This is a genomic window from Sphaerisporangium fuscum (assembly GCF_018531465.1).
GTDB lineage: Bacteria > Actinomycetota > Actinomycetes > Streptosporangiales > Streptosporangiaceae > Sphaerisporangium > Sphaerisporangium fuscum.
Map to the genome: position 1 here is coordinate 312,586 of NZ_JAHDTF010000011.1, position 17,082 is coordinate 329,667.

The 17,082-nt window shown below is 72.2% G+C and carries 16 protein-coding genes; 12 read left to right on the forward strand and 4 right to left on the reverse strand.

The annotated features are described in order from the left end of the window. The first annotated feature begins 613 nt into the window (after positions 1 to 613). Entirely contained in the window at positions 614 to 2,998 is a 2,385-nt protein-coding gene (locus tag KIK05_RS15055) for a ricin-type beta-trefoil lectin domain protein (protein WP_214411309.1), read from the forward strand. Between the two features lie 114 nt (positions 2,999 to 3,112). Beyond that, positions 3,113 to 4,462, forward strand: a complete 1,350-nt coding sequence (locus KIK05_RS15060) for an extracellular catalytic domain type 1 short-chain-length polyhydroxyalkanoate depolymerase (protein ID WP_308249923.1) — start codon at positions 3,113 to 3,115, stop codon at positions 4,460 to 4,462. Between the two features lie 84 nt (positions 4,463 to 4,546). Here KIK05_RS15060 and KIK05_RS15065 read toward each other — a convergent pair whose 3' ends face one another. Together KIK05_RS15065 and KIK05_RS15070 are read right to left on the reverse strand one after the other, a co-directional pair. After that, complete coding sequence (locus KIK05_RS15065) at positions 4,547 to 4,918, reverse strand: STAS domain-containing protein (RefSeq protein WP_214411310.1); 372 nt, start codon at positions 4,916 to 4,918, stop codon at positions 4,547 to 4,549. A gap of 44 nt (positions 4,919 to 4,962) precedes the next feature. Beyond that, positions 4,963 to 5,682, reverse strand: coding sequence for a CDP-alcohol phosphatidyltransferase family protein (locus KIK05_RS15070; protein WP_250562845.1), 720 nt, complete (start codon positions 5,680 to 5,682; stop codon positions 4,963 to 4,965). A 181-nt stretch (positions 5,683 to 5,863) separates the two neighbouring features. Here KIK05_RS15070 and KIK05_RS15075 point away from each other — a divergent pair, with 181 nt between their 5' ends. The 5 genes from KIK05_RS15075 to KIK05_RS15095 all read left to right on the forward strand — a co-directional run bounded on the left by KIK05_RS15075 (position 5,864) and on the right by KIK05_RS15095 (position 10,447). Then, a complete protein-coding gene (locus tag KIK05_RS15075) occupies positions 5,864 to 6,853 on the forward strand; it encodes a zinc-dependent alcohol dehydrogenase (RefSeq protein ID WP_250562778.1) in 990 nt (329 codons plus the stop codon). Positions 6,854 to 6,884: 31 nt separating this feature from the next. Further along, positions 6,885 to 7,283, forward strand: a complete 399-nt coding sequence (locus KIK05_RS15080; RefSeq protein WP_214411312.1) for a 6-pyruvoyl trahydropterin synthase family protein — start codon at positions 6,885 to 6,887, stop codon at positions 7,281 to 7,283. A 61-nt stretch (positions 7,284 to 7,344) separates the two neighbouring features. After that, a complete protein-coding gene (locus tag KIK05_RS15085) occupies positions 7,345 to 8,445 on the forward strand; it encodes a glycosyltransferase family 4 protein (RefSeq protein WP_214411313.1) in 1,101 nt (366 codons plus the stop codon). Continuing rightward, positions 8,442 to 9,374: a class I SAM-dependent methyltransferase gene (locus KIK05_RS15090; RefSeq protein WP_308249924.1), complete on the forward strand. Its 933-nt coding sequence runs from the start codon at positions 8,442 to 8,444 to the stop codon at positions 9,372 to 9,374. Before KIK05_RS15085 ends, KIK05_RS15090 begins: the two co-directional genes overlap by 4 nt. Further along, positions 9,371 to 10,447 (forward strand): lysylphosphatidylglycerol synthase transmembrane domain-containing protein, encoded by a 1,077-nt coding sequence (locus KIK05_RS15095; RefSeq protein WP_214411314.1) that lies wholly within the window; start codon positions 9,371 to 9,373, stop codon positions 10,445 to 10,447. The genes KIK05_RS15090 and KIK05_RS15095 overlap by 4 nt, the downstream gene beginning before the upstream one ends. On the opposite strand, the gene KIK05_RS15100 is transcribed toward KIK05_RS15095, so the two are convergent. Then, a complete protein-coding gene (locus KIK05_RS15100) occupies positions 10,361 to 11,092 on the reverse strand; it encodes a creatininase family protein (protein WP_214411315.1) in 732 nt (243 codons plus the stop codon). The genes KIK05_RS15095 and KIK05_RS15100 overlap by 87 nt on opposite strands. Before the next feature lie 106 nt (positions 11,093 to 11,198). On the opposite strand from KIK05_RS15100, the gene KIK05_RS15105 reads away from it, so the two are divergent. The 4 genes from KIK05_RS15105 to KIK05_RS15120 all read left to right on the forward strand — a co-directional run bounded on the left by KIK05_RS15105 (position 11,199) and on the right by KIK05_RS15120 (position 14,216). Next, positions 11,199 to 11,852, forward strand: a complete 654-nt coding sequence (locus KIK05_RS15105) for a GTP cyclohydrolase II (protein ID WP_214411316.1) — start codon at positions 11,199 to 11,201, stop codon at positions 11,850 to 11,852. Between the two features lies 1 nt (position 11,853). Further along, entirely contained in the window at positions 11,854 to 12,669 is an 816-nt protein-coding gene (locus tag KIK05_RS15110; RefSeq protein ID WP_214411317.1) for an inositol monophosphatase family protein, read from the forward strand. A 40-nt stretch (positions 12,670 to 12,709) separates the two neighbouring features. After that, a complete protein-coding gene (ppk2, locus tag KIK05_RS15115; RefSeq protein ID WP_214411318.1) occupies positions 12,710 to 13,651 on the forward strand; it encodes a polyphosphate kinase 2 in 942 nt (313 codons plus the stop codon). A 97-nt stretch (positions 13,652 to 13,748) separates the two neighbouring features. Further along, complete coding sequence (locus tag KIK05_RS15120; RefSeq protein WP_214411319.1) at positions 13,749 to 14,216, forward strand: ATP-binding protein; 468 nt, start codon at positions 13,749 to 13,751, stop codon at positions 14,214 to 14,216. 15 nt (positions 14,217 to 14,231) lie between these two features. Here the strand turns inward: KIK05_RS15120 and KIK05_RS15125 are convergent, their stop codons facing one another. Further along, on the reverse strand, positions 14,232 to 15,206 hold the full coding sequence (locus KIK05_RS15125) for a helix-turn-helix transcriptional regulator (RefSeq protein WP_214411320.1): 975 nt from the start codon (positions 15,204 to 15,206) through the stop codon (positions 14,232 to 14,234). A gap of 138 nt (positions 15,207 to 15,344) precedes the next feature. Here KIK05_RS15125 and KIK05_RS15130 point away from each other — a divergent pair, with 138 nt between their 5' ends. Then, the gene (locus KIK05_RS15130) at positions 15,345 to 16,943 is read left to right on the forward strand and encodes a peptide ABC transporter substrate-binding protein (protein WP_214411321.1); all 1,599 of its coding nucleotides are present in this window, start codon (positions 15,345 to 15,347) and stop codon (positions 16,941 to 16,943) included. The last annotated feature ends 139 nt before the right edge of the window (positions 16,944 to 17,082 follow it).

Sequence of the window (17,082 nt, forward strand, 5' to 3'; positions counted from 1 at the left end):
GTTCTCCGAGCCGCCGATGCGCGCCATCTGCGCCGACAGGGCGCGGGCCGCACTTCCGTGACAGGGCGAGGCGATGAAACGTTCAGTCGTTCATGACGTTCGCGGCGGGCGGCGCGTCCGCCCCACGACGTGCGGAGCGGTCGCACACGCGGAGCATGGGCACGCTGGAAGCCCTTGACCTGACGTCGAACCGATTCGTCGGCACCCTTGACAGGTTTCGTGGCGCTTTCCACACTGAGTCCCCAAGACGGCTTCCTCCTGCCGGGGTCGGTGGTGAGCGGCAGGAACCCCCGGCTGCGGCACCGATCGGCGGCGATCCGCTCGTGGACCAGGGGATTCCTCCATGTCCCCATCGATCCCAGCACTGGAGACTCAGGTATGGGCGAAAACGCCGTACCCCCGGATCGAGCCCGGCCGCCTTCGGCCGGCCGTCCCTCACCCTGCGCTTCCCCTGAACGAGCGATCCTGGTCGTGCCCCCACTCACAGGGGCCCTCCGCCACGTCGAACCAGACGCCGGTCAGAGAGCACCTCATGCGTGATCGCCGGGCTGCCGCGGCAGCGCATCACGCGGGCGCAGCCACCCGCGCACCTGCCCACGTCGAAAGGAGCTTCATGAGCCGGCGACGAATGGCCATGGCGTACGCCTTCACTCTCGTGATCGCGCTACTGACGGCCGCGATCTCCCTGGTCGGTGTCTCGCCGGCGCAGGCCGCCGTCGCGATCACCATCAACGGCGGCTCCGGCGGCCGTACGCTCGACGGCATCGGCGCCATCAGCGGCGGCGGAGGCAACAGCCGCCTGCTCGTCGACTACCCCGAGCCGCAGCGCGGCCAGATCCTGGACTACATGTTCAAGCCCGGCTACGGCGCGGCCGTGCAGATCCTCAAGGTGGAGATCGGCGGCGACACCAACTCGACCAGCGGCGCCGAGCCGAGCCACCGGCACACCGCCGCCGACCTGGACTGCGGGCGGGGCTACGAGTGGTGGCTGATGGAGCAGGCCAAGGCGCGCAATCCGAACATCAGGCTGGCCGGCCTCGCGTGGGGCGCGCCGGGCTGGATCGGCAACCGGAACTTCTGGTCACAGGACATGATCAACTACCTGGTCGACTGGCTCAGGTGCGCGAAGAACAGCCACGGGCTGACCATCGACTATCTCGGCGGCTGGAACGAGAGGGGACGTGACCTCAACTGGTACATCAACCTGAACGCCGCCCTGGACGCCAACGGCTTCGGCAACGTCAAGATCGTGGCAGATGACACCAGTTGGGGCGCGGCGGACGACGCGGTGAACAACGCGGCCTTCCGCAATGCCGTGGACATCTTCGGATCGCACTACGTGTGCGGCTATCGCAGCGCGCAGACCAACTGCCCCAGCTCCGCCAACGCGATCAACTCCGGCAAGCAGCTGTGGGCCAGCGAGAACGGGTCCGACGACTACAACGACGGCGCCAAGGCCTTCGCACGCGGCATCAACCGCGACTACATCGACGGCAAGATGACCGCCTACCTGAACTGGCCGATCGTCGCCGCCATCACCCCGAACATCCCGTGGCCCACGATGGGCGTCGCCATAGCGCCCCAGCCGTGGTCGGGGTACTACGCGGTGGGCAAGAACGCCTGGACGATGGCGCAGACCACACAGTTCACGGCACCGGGCTGGCGTTATCTGGACTCCTCCAGCGGTTACATCGGTGGCGTCCGCGGCAACGGCAGTTACGTCTCGCTGAAGTCTCCCGACAACTCCGCCTACAGCACGATCATCGAGACCGTGGACGCGAGCGCGGCCCAGACCCTGAACTTCACCGTCACCGGCGGTCTGCCCACCGGTACCGTGCACGTGTGGTCCACCGACCTCAACTCCGCCGATCCCGCCGCCCACCTCGTGCGCGGCAGCGACATCACGCCCTCGGGCGGCGCGTACTCGCTGACCGTTCAGCCCGGCCGCGTGTACACCGTCACGACCACCACGGGCCAGGGCAAGGGCACCGCCACGAGTCCGGCGCCCGGGTCGATGGCGCTGCCGTATTCCGACGACTACGAGGGGTATGCGATCGGCAAGGAGGCCAAATACCTGATGGACCAGCAGGGGGCCTTCGAGGTGACCGCATGCGGCGGGGGCCGTGCGGGCAGGTGCGTACGTCAGATGTCCCCGCGCATGCCGATCACATGGGACGGGGACTACGATCCGTACGCGCTGCTCGGCGACGTGAACTGGAGCAACTACACCGTCTCCTCCGACGTCCTGCTGGAGCAGGCCGGCTACGTCAAGCTCATCGGGCGCGGGGGCACCCAGCACTACGGCCCGGCCGGACAGAACGCCTACTACCTACGGGTCACCGATGCCGGCGCCTGGTCGATCCAGCGCAACACCGCCGCCAACGTCGTCACGACCCTGCGCAGTGGCACCGTGGCCGCCCTCGGCACCAACCGCTGGCACACGCTGTCCCTGGGCTTCTCGGGCTCCGCGATCACCGCCAAGATCGACGGTGTGACGGTGGGCACGGCCACCGACGCGATGTGGGGCGCCGGCCAGGCCGGCATCGGCACCGGCGCGACCGAGACGGCGCAGTTCGACAACCTGTCCATCACGCCCGGTCCGGGCGGTGGCCCGTCCAACGTGCTGCGAAGCGCCGCGTCGGGCCGTTGCCTCGATGTCCCCGCCCAGTCGCAGGCCAACGGCACCCAGGTGGCGATCTGGGACTGCAACGGTGGCACCAACCAGCAGTGGAACCTGACCGCGGGCAAGCAGCTCCAGGTGTACGGCAGCAAGTGCCTGGACGCCGAGGGCGGCGGCACGGCTCCCGGCACCAGGGTCATCATCTGGGACTGCGGCGGCGGCGCCCACCAGCAGTGGAACCTCAACGCCGACGGCACGGTCACCGGCGTGCAGTCGGGCCTGTGCCTGGACGTCACCGGCGAGGCGACGGGCAACGGCACGCTCGTGGAGCTGTGGACCTGCACCGGCGGCGCCAACCAGAAGTGGAGCCGTAGCTGACGCCCCGTCCTTGACGCGCCGGCGCCCGGTGGGACGCCCGCGCCTGTGGTGGCCCGGTCCGCGCGACCGGGCCACCACAGAGCCCGAGTCGAGCAGCTACTGGAAGGACATGGCGTGAAACGAAGATTGCCCCGCGTACTCGCGGCCGCCGTCGCATCGCTGGTGGCCGTCTGCATGATGGTGGGGATCCGTCCCGCGGCGGCCGCGTCGCTGACCCGGGTGACCGGCTTCGGTGACAACCCGACGAACCTGAACATGTACATCTACGTCCCGGACCGGGTGGCGGCACGGCCGGCACTGCTGGTCATGGTGCACTACTGCACCGGCTCGGCCTCCGGGGTGTTCAACGGCGTCGGCCACGACTACGTCACCGCGGCCGACCGGTACGGGTACATCATCGTGGTCCCCGAGGCCACCCGCAGCGGTCAGTGCTTCGACGTGTCCACCCCGGCCGCGTTGAGGCGCAACGGCGGCGGGGATTCCACCGGCGTCATGTCGATGGTCGCCTACGCCCGTCAGCGCTACAACGTCGACCCGGCCCGCATCGTGGTCAGCGGTTTCTCCTCCGGCGCGATGATGACCAACGTGCTGGCCGCGCAGTACCCCGACGTGTTCTCCGCCGCCGCCGCGTTCTCCGGCGTCCCGGCCGGGTGCTTCGCCACCACCAACGGGTCGTTGTGGAACAGCCAGTGCTCCGGCGGCCAGCTCGTCAAGACCGCCCAGCAGTGGGGCGACCAGGCGCGGGCCATGTACCCCGGATACACCGGCCGCTACCCGCGGATGCAACTGTGGCACGGCACCACCGACACCACCCTCGCCTACACCAACTTCGGCGAAGAGATCAAACAGTGGACCAACCTCAACGGGGTGAGCCAGACCCCCGCGTTCACCGACAGCCCGAAGCCGGGCCTCACGCGGACCCGGTACGGCGGCACCGGCGCGCAGGCGCCGGTCGAGGGGCTCAGTTTCGCGGGCTACGGCCACTCCCTGCCGCTGACCGGCATGTTCCCCTACGCCCTCACCTTCCTCGGCCTCGACGGAACCTCGCCGAACCCGACACCGACGCCCACCCCCACGGGCGCGGGTGCGATCAGAAACGTGGGGTCGGGCAGGTGTCTTGACGTCGCCGGCGCATCCCAGGCCAACGGCGCGCAGGCGCAGATCTGGGACTGCAACGGGCAGGCCAACCAGCAATGGACGCCGACCGGTTCGGGCGAACTGCGCGTGTACGGCGGCAAGTGCCTGGACGTCGGCAACGGCGCCACCGCCGACGGCAGCAGTGTGATCATCTGGGACTGCAACGGCCAGAACAACCAGCAGTGGCGCTTCAACTCCGACGGCGGCATCACTGCGGTCGGCGCCGGCAAGTGTCTGGACGTACCCGGAAACACCACCGCCAACGGCACCAGGCTCCAGATCTGGTCCTGCAACGGCGGCACCAACCAACGCTGGGCTCGCACCTGACACATCGCCGTCTTTCGTCCGGGAGGGATCACCGCCCCCCGGCAAAGGCCGCCGCGCCCGCCCCGATCCAGAAGGTGATCACGCTCACCCTCCCTCCTCCTCAGACCACCGCCGCGCCTCTCGCAGGGCTGTGGGGAGGTCGGGGGTCAGGTCGAACGCCTTGGTCAGGTGGGTGAGGTCCAGCAGGCGGCGCAGGAAGCCCTGGGCGCCGGCCATGCGCATCCAGCCGCCGGACTCCCGGGCCCGGCGGTGGACCTCCAGCAGGAGCCAGACGCCGCCCGAGTCGCAGAACGCCAGGCCGGTGACGTCGAGGACGAGCCGCGTCCGCCCTTCGGCCAGGAGATCGTGCAGCCGTGTCCGGGCCATCGGGGTGGTGGAAGCGTCGAGGTCGCCCGTGAGCCCGACGACGACACAGTCGGGATCACGATGCTCGGTGACCGCCAGCTTCAGAGGCATCCGGCCGCTCCCTCTGCCGAACGTCCAGGACGGAGGCGTAGGACTCAGGTGATCATAGCCCGCCAATCATCGCAGCGGGCGATGCGCCTAGGCGGGGTTTCGCCTGCTATGTACCTGGATCGAGACCTGGCGGGCACCCGGGTGCGGAACAGCCAGACGGTGTCCCGCCCGAAGGACCACGACAGCGACGCCAGCGCCACCCCCACCAGGACGGCCGCGACCGGAAGCGGGGCCAGCCCGGAGGCCGCGACCGCCAGGATGATCCCCTGCAGGGCCGCCACCGTCTTGCGGGCGAAGCTCGGCGGCAACGGCGCCCGCAGCCAGGGCGCGAGCCAGGCGGCGGCGACGAAGACGTACCGCATGGCGCCGATCGCGAGCACCCACGGGCCGAGCGACCGGGCGACGAAGACGCTCAGCACCAGGATGAGGAAGGCGTCGACCTCCATGTCGAACCGCGCGCCGAGCGGGGAGGAGGTGCCGGTGCGCCGCGCCACGTGCCCGTCGACCCCGTCCAGCACCAGCGCCACGGCCGCGAGGGCGACGATGAGCGCGGTGGGCGCCGGCCGGCCGGCGAAGGTGGTCGCGACCAGGGCCGTCACGCCGCCGACCAGCACCGCGCGGGCCAGCGTGACCCGGTCGGCCGGCCCGAGCGACCGCCGGTGCGACCGGAACAGGCCGAAGGTGAGGACGGCCGAGAGGATCACGGCGTACGCCGCCCCGGCCACCCAGCCCGCCGGGCGCAGCCCCACGGCCACCGCCAGCATCGCGAGCAGGACGGCCTGGGCCCCCACCCCGGCCGCCGGCCCCCGGACCGACACCCCCGAACCCACTGTGACCACGGTCGTGCCTCCACATCCACGTGCCGCCGCACGCAAGGCGTCCAATATCATCCAGCTGACCTGGCTCTGAGAAGAGCCGAGCCGACTTTCAGCAGGAACGTAGAGAATGCCGATCGGGTTCGAAGCAGAGGCGTTTTGGGTCCCGGCTCCCGGAGTGGGGGAGATCCGGCGGGTCCCGGTGGCCGCGCCCGCCGCCGGCGAGGTGCTGGTGCGCACCCTCTACTCGGGGCTGAGCCGGGGCACCGAGACCCTGGTCTTCCGGGGTGGTGTGCCCGAGAGCCAGCGCCGGGCGATGCGCGCCCCCTTCCAGGAGGGCGACTTCCCCGGCCCGGTCAAGTACGGCTACCTCAACGTCGGCACCGTCGAGCAGGGGCCGCCGGAGCTGGTGGGCCGCACCGTCTTCTGCCTCTACCCCCACCAGACGCGCTACGTCGTGCCGGCCTCCGCGGTCACCCCGGTGCCGGACGAGGTGCCGGCCGGGCGGGCGATCCTGGCCGGCACGGTGGAGACCGCCGTGAACGCCCTGTGGGACGCCGCGCCGCTCGTCGGCGATCGGATCGCCGTGGTCGGCGCCGGCATGGTCGGGTCCTGCGTGGCGCGACTGCTCGCCGGGTTCCCGGGCGTGCGGGTGCAGCTGGTCGACGTGGACCGCTCGCGCGCGGCCGTCGCCGAGGCGCTCGGTGTCGGGTTCGCCGCGCCGGCCGACGCGGCGGGGGAGTGCGACCTGGTCGTGCACGCCAGCGCCACCGAGGAGGGGCTCGCCCGTTCGCTGGAGTTGCTCGCCGACGAGGGCACCGTGCTGGAGATGAGCTGGTACGGCGACCGGCGGGTGGCCGTACCGCTGGGCGAGGCCTTCCACTCCCGCCGCCTGGTCGTGCGCGGCAGCCAGGTCGGCATGGTCTCGCCGTCCCGCCGGAGCAGCCGCACCTTCGGCGACCGGCTGTCGCTGGCCCTGCGGCTGCTCGCCGACCCCGCGTTCGACGCGCTGATCAGCGGCGAGTGCGATTTCGGCGATCTGCCCGAGGTGCTGCCCCGACTCACCGACGGGACCCTGCCCGGTTTGTGCCACCGGGTCGTGTATGGTCCGGCCGAGTGACACACGGCCGACCGCCCTGGAGGGGAAACCGTTGTTCAGCATCACGGTCCGCGACCACCTGATGGTCGCGCACAGCTTCCGCGGAGACGTCTTCGGTCCCGCCCAGCGGCTGCACGGCGCGACGTTCGTCGTGGACGCGACCTTCCGCAGGGCCGAGCTCGACGAGGACAACATCGTGGTCGACATCGGCCTCGCCACCCAGGAGCTCGGCGCCGTGCTCGCCCCGCTGAACTACCGCAACCTGGACGAGGAGCCGGACCTCGCCGGCGTCAACACCACCACCGAGTTCCTGGCCAAGCTCATCGCCGACCGTCTCGCCGACCGCGTGCACGCCGGGGCCCTGGGCGAGGGGGCGCGCGGCCTGGCCGGCGTCACCGTCACGCTGCACGAGTCCCACGTCGCCTGGGCGAGCTACGAGCGCACCCTGTGAGCACGGCGTCCCGCGGCACCGCCGGGCACGTCCCGGCCCTCGCCGCCGCGGTGCGCCCGCGATGACGGCCGGGGGCGTCCTGCACGTCGTGCTCCCGGGGGACGTCGACGACGTGAGCGTGCCGAGCGGCGGCAACGTCTACGACCGTCGGGTCTGCGACGGCCTCGCCGCCGCGGGCCGGCCGGTGCGCGAGACCGCCCTCCACGGCGCCTGGCCGCGCCCGGACGGTGCGGCCCGCGACGCGCTGGCCCGGACGCTCGCCGCGATCCCCGACGGGGAGGTGGTGCTGCTGGACGGCCTCGTCGCGTGCGGGGTCCCCGACGTCGTCGTCCCGTCGGCGCGGCGGCTGCGCCTCGCCGTCCTGGTGCACCTGCCGCTGGCGGACGAGACCGGGCTCGCGCCCGAGCTCGCCGGGGAGCTCGACGCCGCCGAACGGGCGACGCTGCGCGCGGCGCACGCGGTGCTCGCGACGAGCCCGTGGGCCGCGCGCAGGCTGGCCGCCCACCACGGCCTCGAGGCGGACCGCGTGCACGTCGTGCCGCCCGGCGTGGATCCCGCGCCGCTCGCCCCCGGCACCGGCGGCGGTTCCCGGCTGCTCTGCGTCGCCGCCGTCACTCCGCGCAAGGGCCAGGATCTGCTGGTCCGGGCGCTGGCGTCCCTCACGGGCCTGCCGTGGAGCTGTGTGCTCGCGGGCGCGCTCGGGCGGGACGGCGGGTACGTCGCCCGGCTGCGGGACCTGATCGGCGCGCTGGGGCTCACCGGCCGGGTGCGGCTGGCCGGGCCGCTGACGGGCGGGCCGCTGGAGGAGGCCTACGGCGCCGCCGATCTCGTGGTGCTGCCCTCGCGCGGCGAGACGTACGGCATGGTGGTGACCGAGGCGCTGGCCCGGGGGATCCCCGTGCTCGCGACGGCCGTGGACGCGCTTCCCGACACCCTCGGCCGCGCGCCCGGCGGCGGCGTGCCCGGTCTGCTGGTCCCGCCCGAGGACCCGGCGGCCCTCGCGGACGCGCTGGGCCGCTGGCTCACCGATCCCGCCCTCAGGGAGCGGATCCGGACATACGCGCATGATCGGCGTGGCATCCTGACCGGATGGGAGTTGACGACGCGCCGCCTGGAAGAGGTGCTGGACGCGCTCCGACGGCGTCCCCTGACGACCACGTGAACGAGCCCGAGCGGTCACCGGCCGAGGTGGGCACCGCCGGGACGGCGGCCGCCGTCCCCGCCGGGACGGACGCGGACGGGGGCGAGACCCGCTACGCCCCCGAGTGGCTCGCGTTACGGGAGCCGGCCGACGCCGAGGCGCGGGCGGCCGAGTTGCTCGGACCACTGAGGGCCCACCTCGCGGCCGTGCCACCGCCCGGAGGGGTGCCGGTCGTCCGCGACCTCGGCTGCGGCACCGGCTCCATGGGCCGCTGGCTGGCCGGACGGCTGCCCGGCCCGCAGCGGTGGATCCTGCACGACCGGGACCCCGGCCTGCTCGCCCGTGCCGCCGGCGCGGTCACCGGACCCTCCGCGGACGGCGGCCCGGTGACCGCCGTGACCGAGCAGGGGGACATCGGCCTCATCGACGCCGCGCGTCTCGACGGAACCTCGCTGGTGACCGCCTCCGCGCTGCTGGACCTGCTGACCGCGGGCGAGATCGAGGCGCTCGCCGAGGCCTGCTCCGGGGCCCGCTGCCCCGCGCTGCTGACCATCTCCGTGGCCGGGCGCGTCGAGTTCGACCCCGCCGACCCGCTCGACGCCGAGATCGAGGAGGCGTTCAACGCCCACCAGCGCCGCGTCACCGGGGGACGGCGCCTGCTCGGGCCGGACGCGGTGGCGGCGGCGACCGCCGCCTTCGAGCGCCACGGCGCGGTGGTCACCACGGCGCCGAGCCCGTGGCGCCTCGGCTCCGCTCACGCCGAGCTGACCGCCGAGTGGCTGCGCGGCTGGGTCGGCGCGGCCGTGGAGCAGCGCCCCGAGCTCGCCGGCCGCGCCCACGACCACCTGCGGCGCAGGCTCGAAGCGTGCCGGTCGGGCGCCCTGGGCGTCGTGGTCCACCACGAGGACCTGCTCGCGCTCCCCGCACCGGCGACCGGCGGCCGCCCGTGACGCGGCGGCTGTGGCCGTGGTTACGCCTGCTGCTGGCGGTGGGCATCCTGGCCCTGGTCGCGTGGCGGCTCGGGACGGGGGCGTTCGTGGACGGGCTGCGGCTCGTCGATGGGCGGGCGGTGGTGGCGGCGCTGGCGATCGGGCTGCTGACCACGGTGTTCAGCGTCTGGCGGTGGTGCCTGGTGGCGCGCCGGCTCGGCCTGCCGCTGCCGGCGCGCTCGGCGCTGGCCGACTACTACCAGGCGCTGTTCCTCAACGCGGTGCTGCCCGCGGGCGTGCTGGGGGACGCCCACCGGGCCGTCAACCACGGACGGCACGTCGGCGACGTCGGACGCGGTGTGCGCGCCGTGGTGCTGGAGCGGGTCGGCGGGCAGCTCGTGCTCGTCGCCGCCGGGATCGTCGTCCTGCTCGCCGACCCCTCCCTCGCCGGCTCGGTCGCGCGTGACGTCGCGCCGGGCCTCGGCGTCACCGTCGCCGCCCTGGCCGGCGTCACCGTCGCGGGCGTCCTGGTGGCGGCGCGCGCCCGGCGCGGCGGGCGTCAGTCCAGGTGGCGCGCCGCCGTCACGGCGGCCGTGGCCGACACCCGCCACGGGCTGCTCGCCCGGGACACCTGGCCGGGCGTGGTGGCGCTGTCGGCGGCGGCGCTGCTCGGCCACCTGACGCTGTTCGTCGTCGCCGCGCGCACCGCCGGCTCGACGGCGCCGATCGGGCGGCTCCTGCCGTTGACGCTGCTGGCGCTGCTGGTGATGGCCCTGCCGGTGAACGTCGGCGGGTGGGGCCCGAGGGAGGCCTTCCTCGCCGTGGCGTTCGGCGCGGCCGGGCTGGGCGCCCGGCAGGGGCTCACGACGGCGGTGGTGTACGGGGTGCTGGCCTTCGCCGCGAGCCTGCCCGGCGCCGCCGTGCTCCTCCTGCGCCGCGGCACCGCGGGCGCGCGGCCCGCGGTGAACCGGACGGACGCCGTGGCCGTACCCCCTGCCGGGGACGGGTCATTCGCCGAGGACTCGCAGGTGGTCGCCGAACGACCGGACGAGGCTCTCGAGCACGGCCTTTCCCTTCGCGGCCGAGGCCAGTGACGGGCGTCCGATGACGCCCGACTCGGTGTAGGCCGCCATGCCGAGGGTGAGGAGGTGCCGGCGATCGTCCGCGACGTGGTCGCTCGTCTCGTAGCCGGGGCGGACGAGCCCCGGATGGGCGTGCAGGAGCAGGGACGTCTCCAGCTCGCCCGCGTGCATGTCGCTCCAGCCCGAGGTCTCCAGGCCGCCCGCCGCGCGTGCGGCGTCCCAGTCGGCGGGCCCGGGGAACAGCGCCATCCGGTGCCCCTTCCCGGCGGCCTCCTGCACGACGTTGCCCAGCACGTAGTTGCCTCCGTGCCCGTTGACCACCACGAGCTTGGCGACGCCGGACCGCCGCAGCGAGGCGGCGACGTCGCCGACGACGGCGTGCAGGGTGGTGGCGGAGATGCTGACCGTGCCCGGCCACGCCCCGCCCGGGTGTTCGTGCTCGTGCGAGCAGGAGATCGTCACGGGCGGCAGCCGCAGCACCGGGTGGGCGGCGGCGAGCGCGTCGGCGACGGTGCAGGCGACGATCGTGTCGGTGGCCAGGGGAAGGTAGGGCCCGTGCTGTTCGAAACTCCCGACGGGCAGCAGCGCCACGTCGGCGCGTCGCTCGCGTTCGTCCGCAGTCGTATGAAACGGGAGAAAGTAGGCGGATTCGTTCATAGCCTGCTAGCGTCTGCCGCCGCGCGTGAACTTGCAACACGTGGAGCCGCCGGGAATGGAGTCACGCGAGCGGCCGGGGCCGGCGGCGACAGTCGAGGAGGCACAGATGCGTGACCACGGCATCGCCCGTGAGGACATCGCCGAGGCGGATCTCGTCACCCGCCGCGGCACCTTCCGCACCGTCGCGTTCCGGGACCCCGTCGACGGGCACGAGCATCTCGCCCTGGTCCTCGGCGAGACGCGGGGGCGGGAGGGCGTCCTGGTCCGGGTGCACTCCGAATGCGTGACCGGCGACATCTTCGCGGCGATGCGGTGCGAGTGCGGCGAGCAGCTCGAGGCCGCCCTCGACGCCATCGTCGCCGAGGGCGGCGGCGTGCTGGTGTACCTGCGCGGGCACGAGGGCCGCGGCATCGGCCTGGTCGCCAAGGTGCGCACCCACGTCCTGCAGGACGAACAGGGGCTCGACACCGTCGACTCGGCGACCGTCATGGGCTTCCCCGTGGACAGCCGCGACTTCGGCCCCGCGGCGCGGGTGCTGACCTACCTGGGCATCCGCTCCGTCCGCCTGATGTCCAACAACGCCGACAAGGTCCGCGGCCTGGAGGACAACGGGGTCGTGGTGGAGTCCCGGGTGCCGCTCCTCGTCCCGGCCAACGACCACAACATCAGGTACCTGACCGCCAAGCGCGACCGGCTCGGGCACGAGCTGCCGCACCTCGGCACCCCCGCGACCGGCCGCCTCGACAGCGTCGGCGGCTGAGATGACCGGCCACGCCGAGCTGCTGCCCGTCGCCAGGGAGGCCGTCGCGACGGCCACCCGCATCATCCGGTCCCGGGCGCTCGGCACGGTCCGGGCCAAGGGGGAGCGCGACATCGTCACCGACGTCGACCTCGCCGTGGAGGACGCCATGCGCGGCTTCCTGTCGCGGGAGACCCCCGGCATCGGGATCCTCGGCGAGGAGCACGGGCGCAGCGGCCCCGGGGGCGACGGGCCGTGGTGGGCGCTCGACCCCGTCGACGGCACCTCCAACCTGGCCCGCGGCATTCCGCTGTGCGCGGTGTCGCTCGCCCTGGTGCAGGGCGGCCAGAGCGTGCTGGCCGCCGTCGAGCTGCCCTTCCTCGGCGCGAGCTACACGGCGGCGGCCGGGCACGGGGCGTACGCGGGGGAGGAGCGCATCGGCGCGTCAGGGGTCCGCGAGCCGTCCGAGGCGGTGATCTCGATCGGCGACTTCGCCGTCGGCGACGGCGCGGAGGCGAAGAACGCCGTCCGTATCGAGCTGCTGAGGCTGCTCGGCGCCCGCGCGCAGAAGATCCGCATGATCGGGACGGCGGCGATCGACCTGGCCTGGGTGGCCGAGGGACGGCTCGACGCCTCGGTCATCCTGGCGAACCTGCCGTGGGACACCATGGCGGGGGTGCTGCTGGTGCGCGAGGCGGGCGGGCTGGTGCTCGACCAGGACGGCACCGAGCACGCCGCCGGCTCCACGGCCACGATCGCGGTGTGCCCGGGCCTGCGGGAGCCCGTCATGACCGCGCTGCGGCAGGCCCGCGCGCGGGCCTGCCGAGAGAGCCTGTAGCGCGACGTTACCCGTCCTGTATGTGGGTAATGGGTGCGCTATGGACTCGGGCCCCTCGGAAGTTCTCCGCCCTCAGGAAGCCGCCGAATCCAGCGAGCTGCTCGATCGCACGCCGGGACTGCGGGTGGACGCCAGCGACGACGACGATCCGGTGCTGCTGTACCCCGACGGGCGCGCCGTCGACACCTGGCGCGAGCACTATCCCTACGGCGAGCGGATGTCGCGACCGGAGTACGACCAGACCAAGCGGCTGCTGCAGATCGAGCTGCTCAAGCTGCAGTACTGGCTGAAGGACACCGGCGGCCGCCTGGTGATCCTGTTCGAAGGACGCGACGCCGCCGGCAAGGGCGGCACGATCAAACGGTTCATGGAACACCTCAACCCGCGCGGGGCCACCGTCGTGGCGCTGGAGAAGCCGAGCGAGCGCGAGCGCACGCAGTGGTACTTCCAGCGCTACATCCAGCATCTGCCGGCCGCCGGGGAGATCGTCCTGTTCGACCGGTCCTGGTACAACCGGGCCGGCGTCGAGCGGGTCATGGGCTTCTGCACCCCGGAGGAGTACGACGAGTTCATGCTCCAGGCCCCGCTGTTCGAGCGCATGCTGGTCCGCGACGGCATCCACCTGGTCAAGCTCTGGTTCTCGGTCTCCCGCCGCGAGCAGCGCACCCGGTTCATCATCAGGCAGGTCGACCCGGTGCGGCAGTGGAAGCTGTCGCCGACCGACCTCGCCTCGCTGGACAAGTGGGACGACTACACCAGGGCCAAAGAGGACATGTTCCTCAACACCGACACCGAGGACGCGCCCTGGACCGTCATCAAGAGCAACGACAAGAAGCGCGGCCGCATCGAGGCCATGCGCCATGTGCTCAGCCTCTTCGACTACGACAACAGGGACGACGAGGTGGTCGGCACGCCCGACCCGCTCATCGTCCGCTCCGCCTCCGACATCTTCGACGAGGACCACTCGCTGCTGACGTCGTAGCCCCCGGGGGACCAGGTTCCTACCTTTTGGCGACATCTCCGCGGGCGCCTGCGGCGTCCTTAATGCGGTGCGGGCAGATCGGTGACCAGGGGGTCGAATGACGTCAACAGGGTACGGCACGGCCGGATCCGGCAGTGATCGCGTCCTGCACCTCGCGGGGGATCCCGACGCCGTGGCGCGCGCCCGGCGGCTGGTGTCGTCCGCGCTGGGCACGGGGCACCCGCTGCACGACGACTGTGTGCTGCTGACCAGCGAGATCGCCACCAACGCCGTCGTCCACTCCGACTCGGGCGACGGCGGCTCCTTCACCCTCAGCGTCTCCTATTCGGGAGAGTGGGTGCGCATCGCCGTCCAGGACGCGGGCTCGCCCGACCCCCCTTTCGGGTGGCGGCCCTCCTCCCCGCTGGACACCGGAGGACGGGGGCTGCTCCTGCTGGAGGCGCTCGCGCACCGCTGGGGCTTCATTCGGGAGGCGGGCACCAACAACGTCTGGTTCGAGATGCACGTGGACCTGCTCAACCCCGCGCCGGCCGTGCCCCAGGGCGTCCTGCGCGGGGCGCGCTGACCGTACGGCCGGCCGTCAGGACAGGTCGAGGCGGCACAGGCCCTCGGCCAGCACCTTGGTGGTCAGGCGGGTGCGGCTGTCACAGCCGAGCTTGGCGAAGATGTGCTCCAGGTGGGTGGTCACGGTGCGGACGCTGAGCACCAGCGCCGCGGCGATCTGCGGGTTGGAGTCGCCGAGGGCGACCCTCGTCAGCACCTCGACCTCCCGCGCGGTCAGGTCGTAGGGCAGGGCGCAGGGCCGCTCGGCGACGACCGCCCCCTGGATGGCGCCGTGGAAGCCCACGCCGGCACGGTGGACGCGCACCTCCCGCCACTGCCCGGAGGAGTCGAGCCACAGGCCCCGGCGCGACAGCTCGCGCGAGTCGATGAAACCGGCGGCCAGCTCCGCCATCGCCGGCTCGCGCTCGATCGCCTCCGACGGCGGCCACCCCGCCACCGAGCGGCGCCGGCCGCCGCGCTCGAACGCGACCGCGTGGAACCCCGGGGGCAGGCCGAACGGGTCGATCACGCACCGCGTCAGGTCGGTGACGTGCGCGAGGGTGCTGGAGACGGCGCTGAGCACCGTGCTGGTCTCCGGCGGCAGCGTCTCGCGGGAGTTGACGTGCAGCAGGCCGGTGTACCGGCCGTCGGTCACGAAGAGCGGGGCGGTCAGCCCCGACCGCCAGCCGTACGGCTCCAGGTGCCTGCGGTAGTAGAGCTCGGTGCCGGGCGATCCCATGGGCAGCGGCACGCGGGAGGCCATGGCGCGGCGGTAGGGATCGAGGCGGGCGTACTCCTCGGCGGCGTCCTCGTCCACGCGGGCGTAACCGGACGAGACCAGGCTGCGGTGGCGGCCCGTCGCGGGGTCGAACGCGACGAACTCGTACGCCTCCACCGGGACGATCTTCCGCAGCGCCGTCATGGCGCCGTGCGCCCCCGACCCGCCGGCCACCTCGAAGCCCACTTCCGTGAACGCGTGGAGGTGGCGTGCGCTCAGGGTGATCTGGTCCATCAATCCTCCACGATCAGCTTGCCCGACACAGATCATCCCAGGGAATACGTAAACCATCCGATGTAGACCCTTGGCCCCCTATTTACCCTCTCCGGCATCACGCCGGAGCGACGGAGAGGCAGAGGAACAGTGACGGTCATGAAGAAGGCGCGAGGTGCCGCCGTCCTCCTCGCGGGGGCGCTGGCCTTGAGCGCCTGTGGGGGTTCCAACGGGAATTCCAGCGGTGACCAGGGGAAGCAGGGTGTTTCGCAGTTCTCCGTCGCGCTCACCGAGCCCGACCACCTGACGCCGGGGAACACGTCGAGCAGCTACTCGGTCACGGTGCTGCAGGCGCTGTTCGACACGCTTGTCGTGATCGACGCCAAGGGCCAGCCGCAGATGCGCGCCGCGGAGTCGGTGACGAGCCAGGACCAGAAGGTCTGGACGATCAAGATCAAGCCGGGGCAGAAGTTCCACAATGGCGAGCCGGTCACGGCCGAGAGCTTCGCCGACGCCTGGAACGCCACCGCCTACGGGCCGAACGCCTGGACCAACAACTACTACTTCGCCAACATCGAGGGTTACGACAAGCTCAACCCCGAGGCGGAGGGCGCCAAGCCCGAGACCGACAAGCTGAGCGGCCTGAAGGTCGTCGACCCCAACACCCTCCAGGTGACCCTCACCGCGCCGTTCAGCCAGTTCCCGATCACCCTGGCCTACACCGGCTTCGCGCCGATGCCCAAGGCGGCGTTCAAGGACCTCAAGGCCTACGACCAGAAGCCCATCGGCAACGGCCCGTTCGCCCTGGACGGCGACTGGGAGCACAACAAGCAGCTCAAGGTGAAGAGGTTCGACGGGTACGCGGGCCCGCGTCCCGCCAAGTCCGAGAGCGTCCTGTTCAAGATCTACGCCAGCCGTGACACGGCGTACACCGACCTGCGGGCCAACAAGGTCGACCTGCTGCAGACGATCCCGCCGGCGAGCGCGCCGGAGGCCAAGAAGCTGCTCGGCGACCGGTTCGTGCCGACCCCCAGTGGCACCATGGACTACCTCGGCTTCCCGACGTTCGACAAGCGGTTCCAGAGCGCCGACCTGCGCAAGGCGTTCTCCATGGCGATCGACCGTCAGGCCATCGTGGACGCGGTCTACAACGGCGCGTTCAAGCCGATGGCCTCCCTGGTGGCGCCGCTGGTGCCCGGCTACCGCGACAACGCCTGCGGCGAGGCGTGCACCTACGACCCGGCCAAGGCCAAGGCGCTGTTCGACAAGGCCGGAGGGTTCAAGGGCACGCTGAACCTCTACTTCTCCAACGCCGACCCCAGCTACGAACAGTGGATGCAGGCGGTGGCCAACCAGCTCAAGCAGAACCTCGGCATCGCCGACATCCAGTTCAAGAAGATCCCGGCCGCCGACTACCTCTCCACCCTCCGGGCGAAGAAGGAGGACGGCCCCTACCGCAACAACTGGGTCATGGACTACCCGAGCCCCCAGAACTACCTGGAGAACATGTGGGGCGCCGGTAACCGGATGGGCTGGGACAACAAGCAGTTCAACGAGCTGATCACCAAGGCGAACTCCGCGCCCAGCATGGAGGCCAGCATCCCGCTGTACCAGCAGGCCGAGGACGTCGCGCTCGCGGAGATGCCGATGATCCCGCTGTGGAACTGGCAGGACCAGGCGGGCTACTCCAACAAGGTCACGGGCGTGCAGCTCGACGCCTACAGCCCGAACCTCGACACGATCACCACGGTCAAGTAAGGATGCGCGCGATGGGGACTCCGTACACGGCCCCCGGCCGGCCGGGGTCCCCCCGTGCCGCGTCCGGCGGCCGTCCCGCCCACCGGACCGGCGGCCGTCCCGGGCCCGCCGGCCGTCCCGCCCAGGGTGGCGGGACCGC

What these genes read in the sequence shown, in the direction of transcription:
- KIK05_RS15120 (WP_214411319.1), top strand. Translation starts at nt 13,749, where the DNA reads ATGACGTCAACAGGGTACGGCACGGCCGGATCCGGCAGTGATCGCGTC.
- KIK05_RS15130 (WP_214411321.1), top strand. Translation starts at nt 15,345, where the DNA reads ATGAAGAAGGCGCGAGGTGCCGCCGTCCTCCTCGCGGGGGCGCTGGCC.
- ppk2 (WP_214411318.1), top strand. Translation starts at nt 12,710, where the DNA reads ATGGACTCGGGCCCCTCGGAAGTTCTCCGCCCTCAGGAAGCCGCCGAA.
- KIK05_RS15105 (WP_214411316.1), top strand. Translation starts at nt 11,199, where the DNA reads ATGCGTGACCACGGCATCGCCCGTGAGGACATCGCCGAGGCGGATCTC.
- KIK05_RS15065 (WP_214411310.1), bottom strand. Translation starts at nt 4,918, where the DNA reads ATGCCTCTGAAGCTGGCGGTCACCGAGCATCGTGATCCCGACTGTGTC.
- KIK05_RS15075 (WP_250562778.1), top strand. Translation starts at nt 5,864, where the DNA reads ATGCCGATCGGGTTCGAAGCAGAGGCGTTTTGGGTCCCGGCTCCCGGA.
- KIK05_RS15070 (WP_250562845.1), bottom strand. Translation starts at nt 5,682, where the DNA reads ATGCTGGCGGTGGCCGTGGGGCTGCGCCCGGCGGGCTGGGTGGCCGGG.
- KIK05_RS15055 (WP_214411309.1), top strand. Translation starts at nt 614, where the DNA reads ATGAGCCGGCGACGAATGGCCATGGCGTACGCCTTCACTCTCGTGATC.
- KIK05_RS15110 (WP_214411317.1), top strand. Translation starts at nt 11,854, where the DNA reads ATGACCGGCCACGCCGAGCTGCTGCCCGTCGCCAGGGAGGCCGTCGCG.
- KIK05_RS15085 (WP_214411313.1), top strand. Translation starts at nt 7,345, where the DNA reads ATGACGGCCGGGGGCGTCCTGCACGTCGTGCTCCCGGGGGACGTCGAC.
- KIK05_RS15100 (WP_214411315.1), bottom strand. Translation starts at nt 11,092, where the DNA reads ATGAACGAATCCGCCTACTTTCTCCCGTTTCATACGACTGCGGACGAA.
- KIK05_RS15125 (WP_214411320.1), bottom strand. Translation starts at nt 15,206, where the DNA reads ATGGACCAGATCACCCTGAGCGCACGCCACCTCCACGCGTTCACGGAA.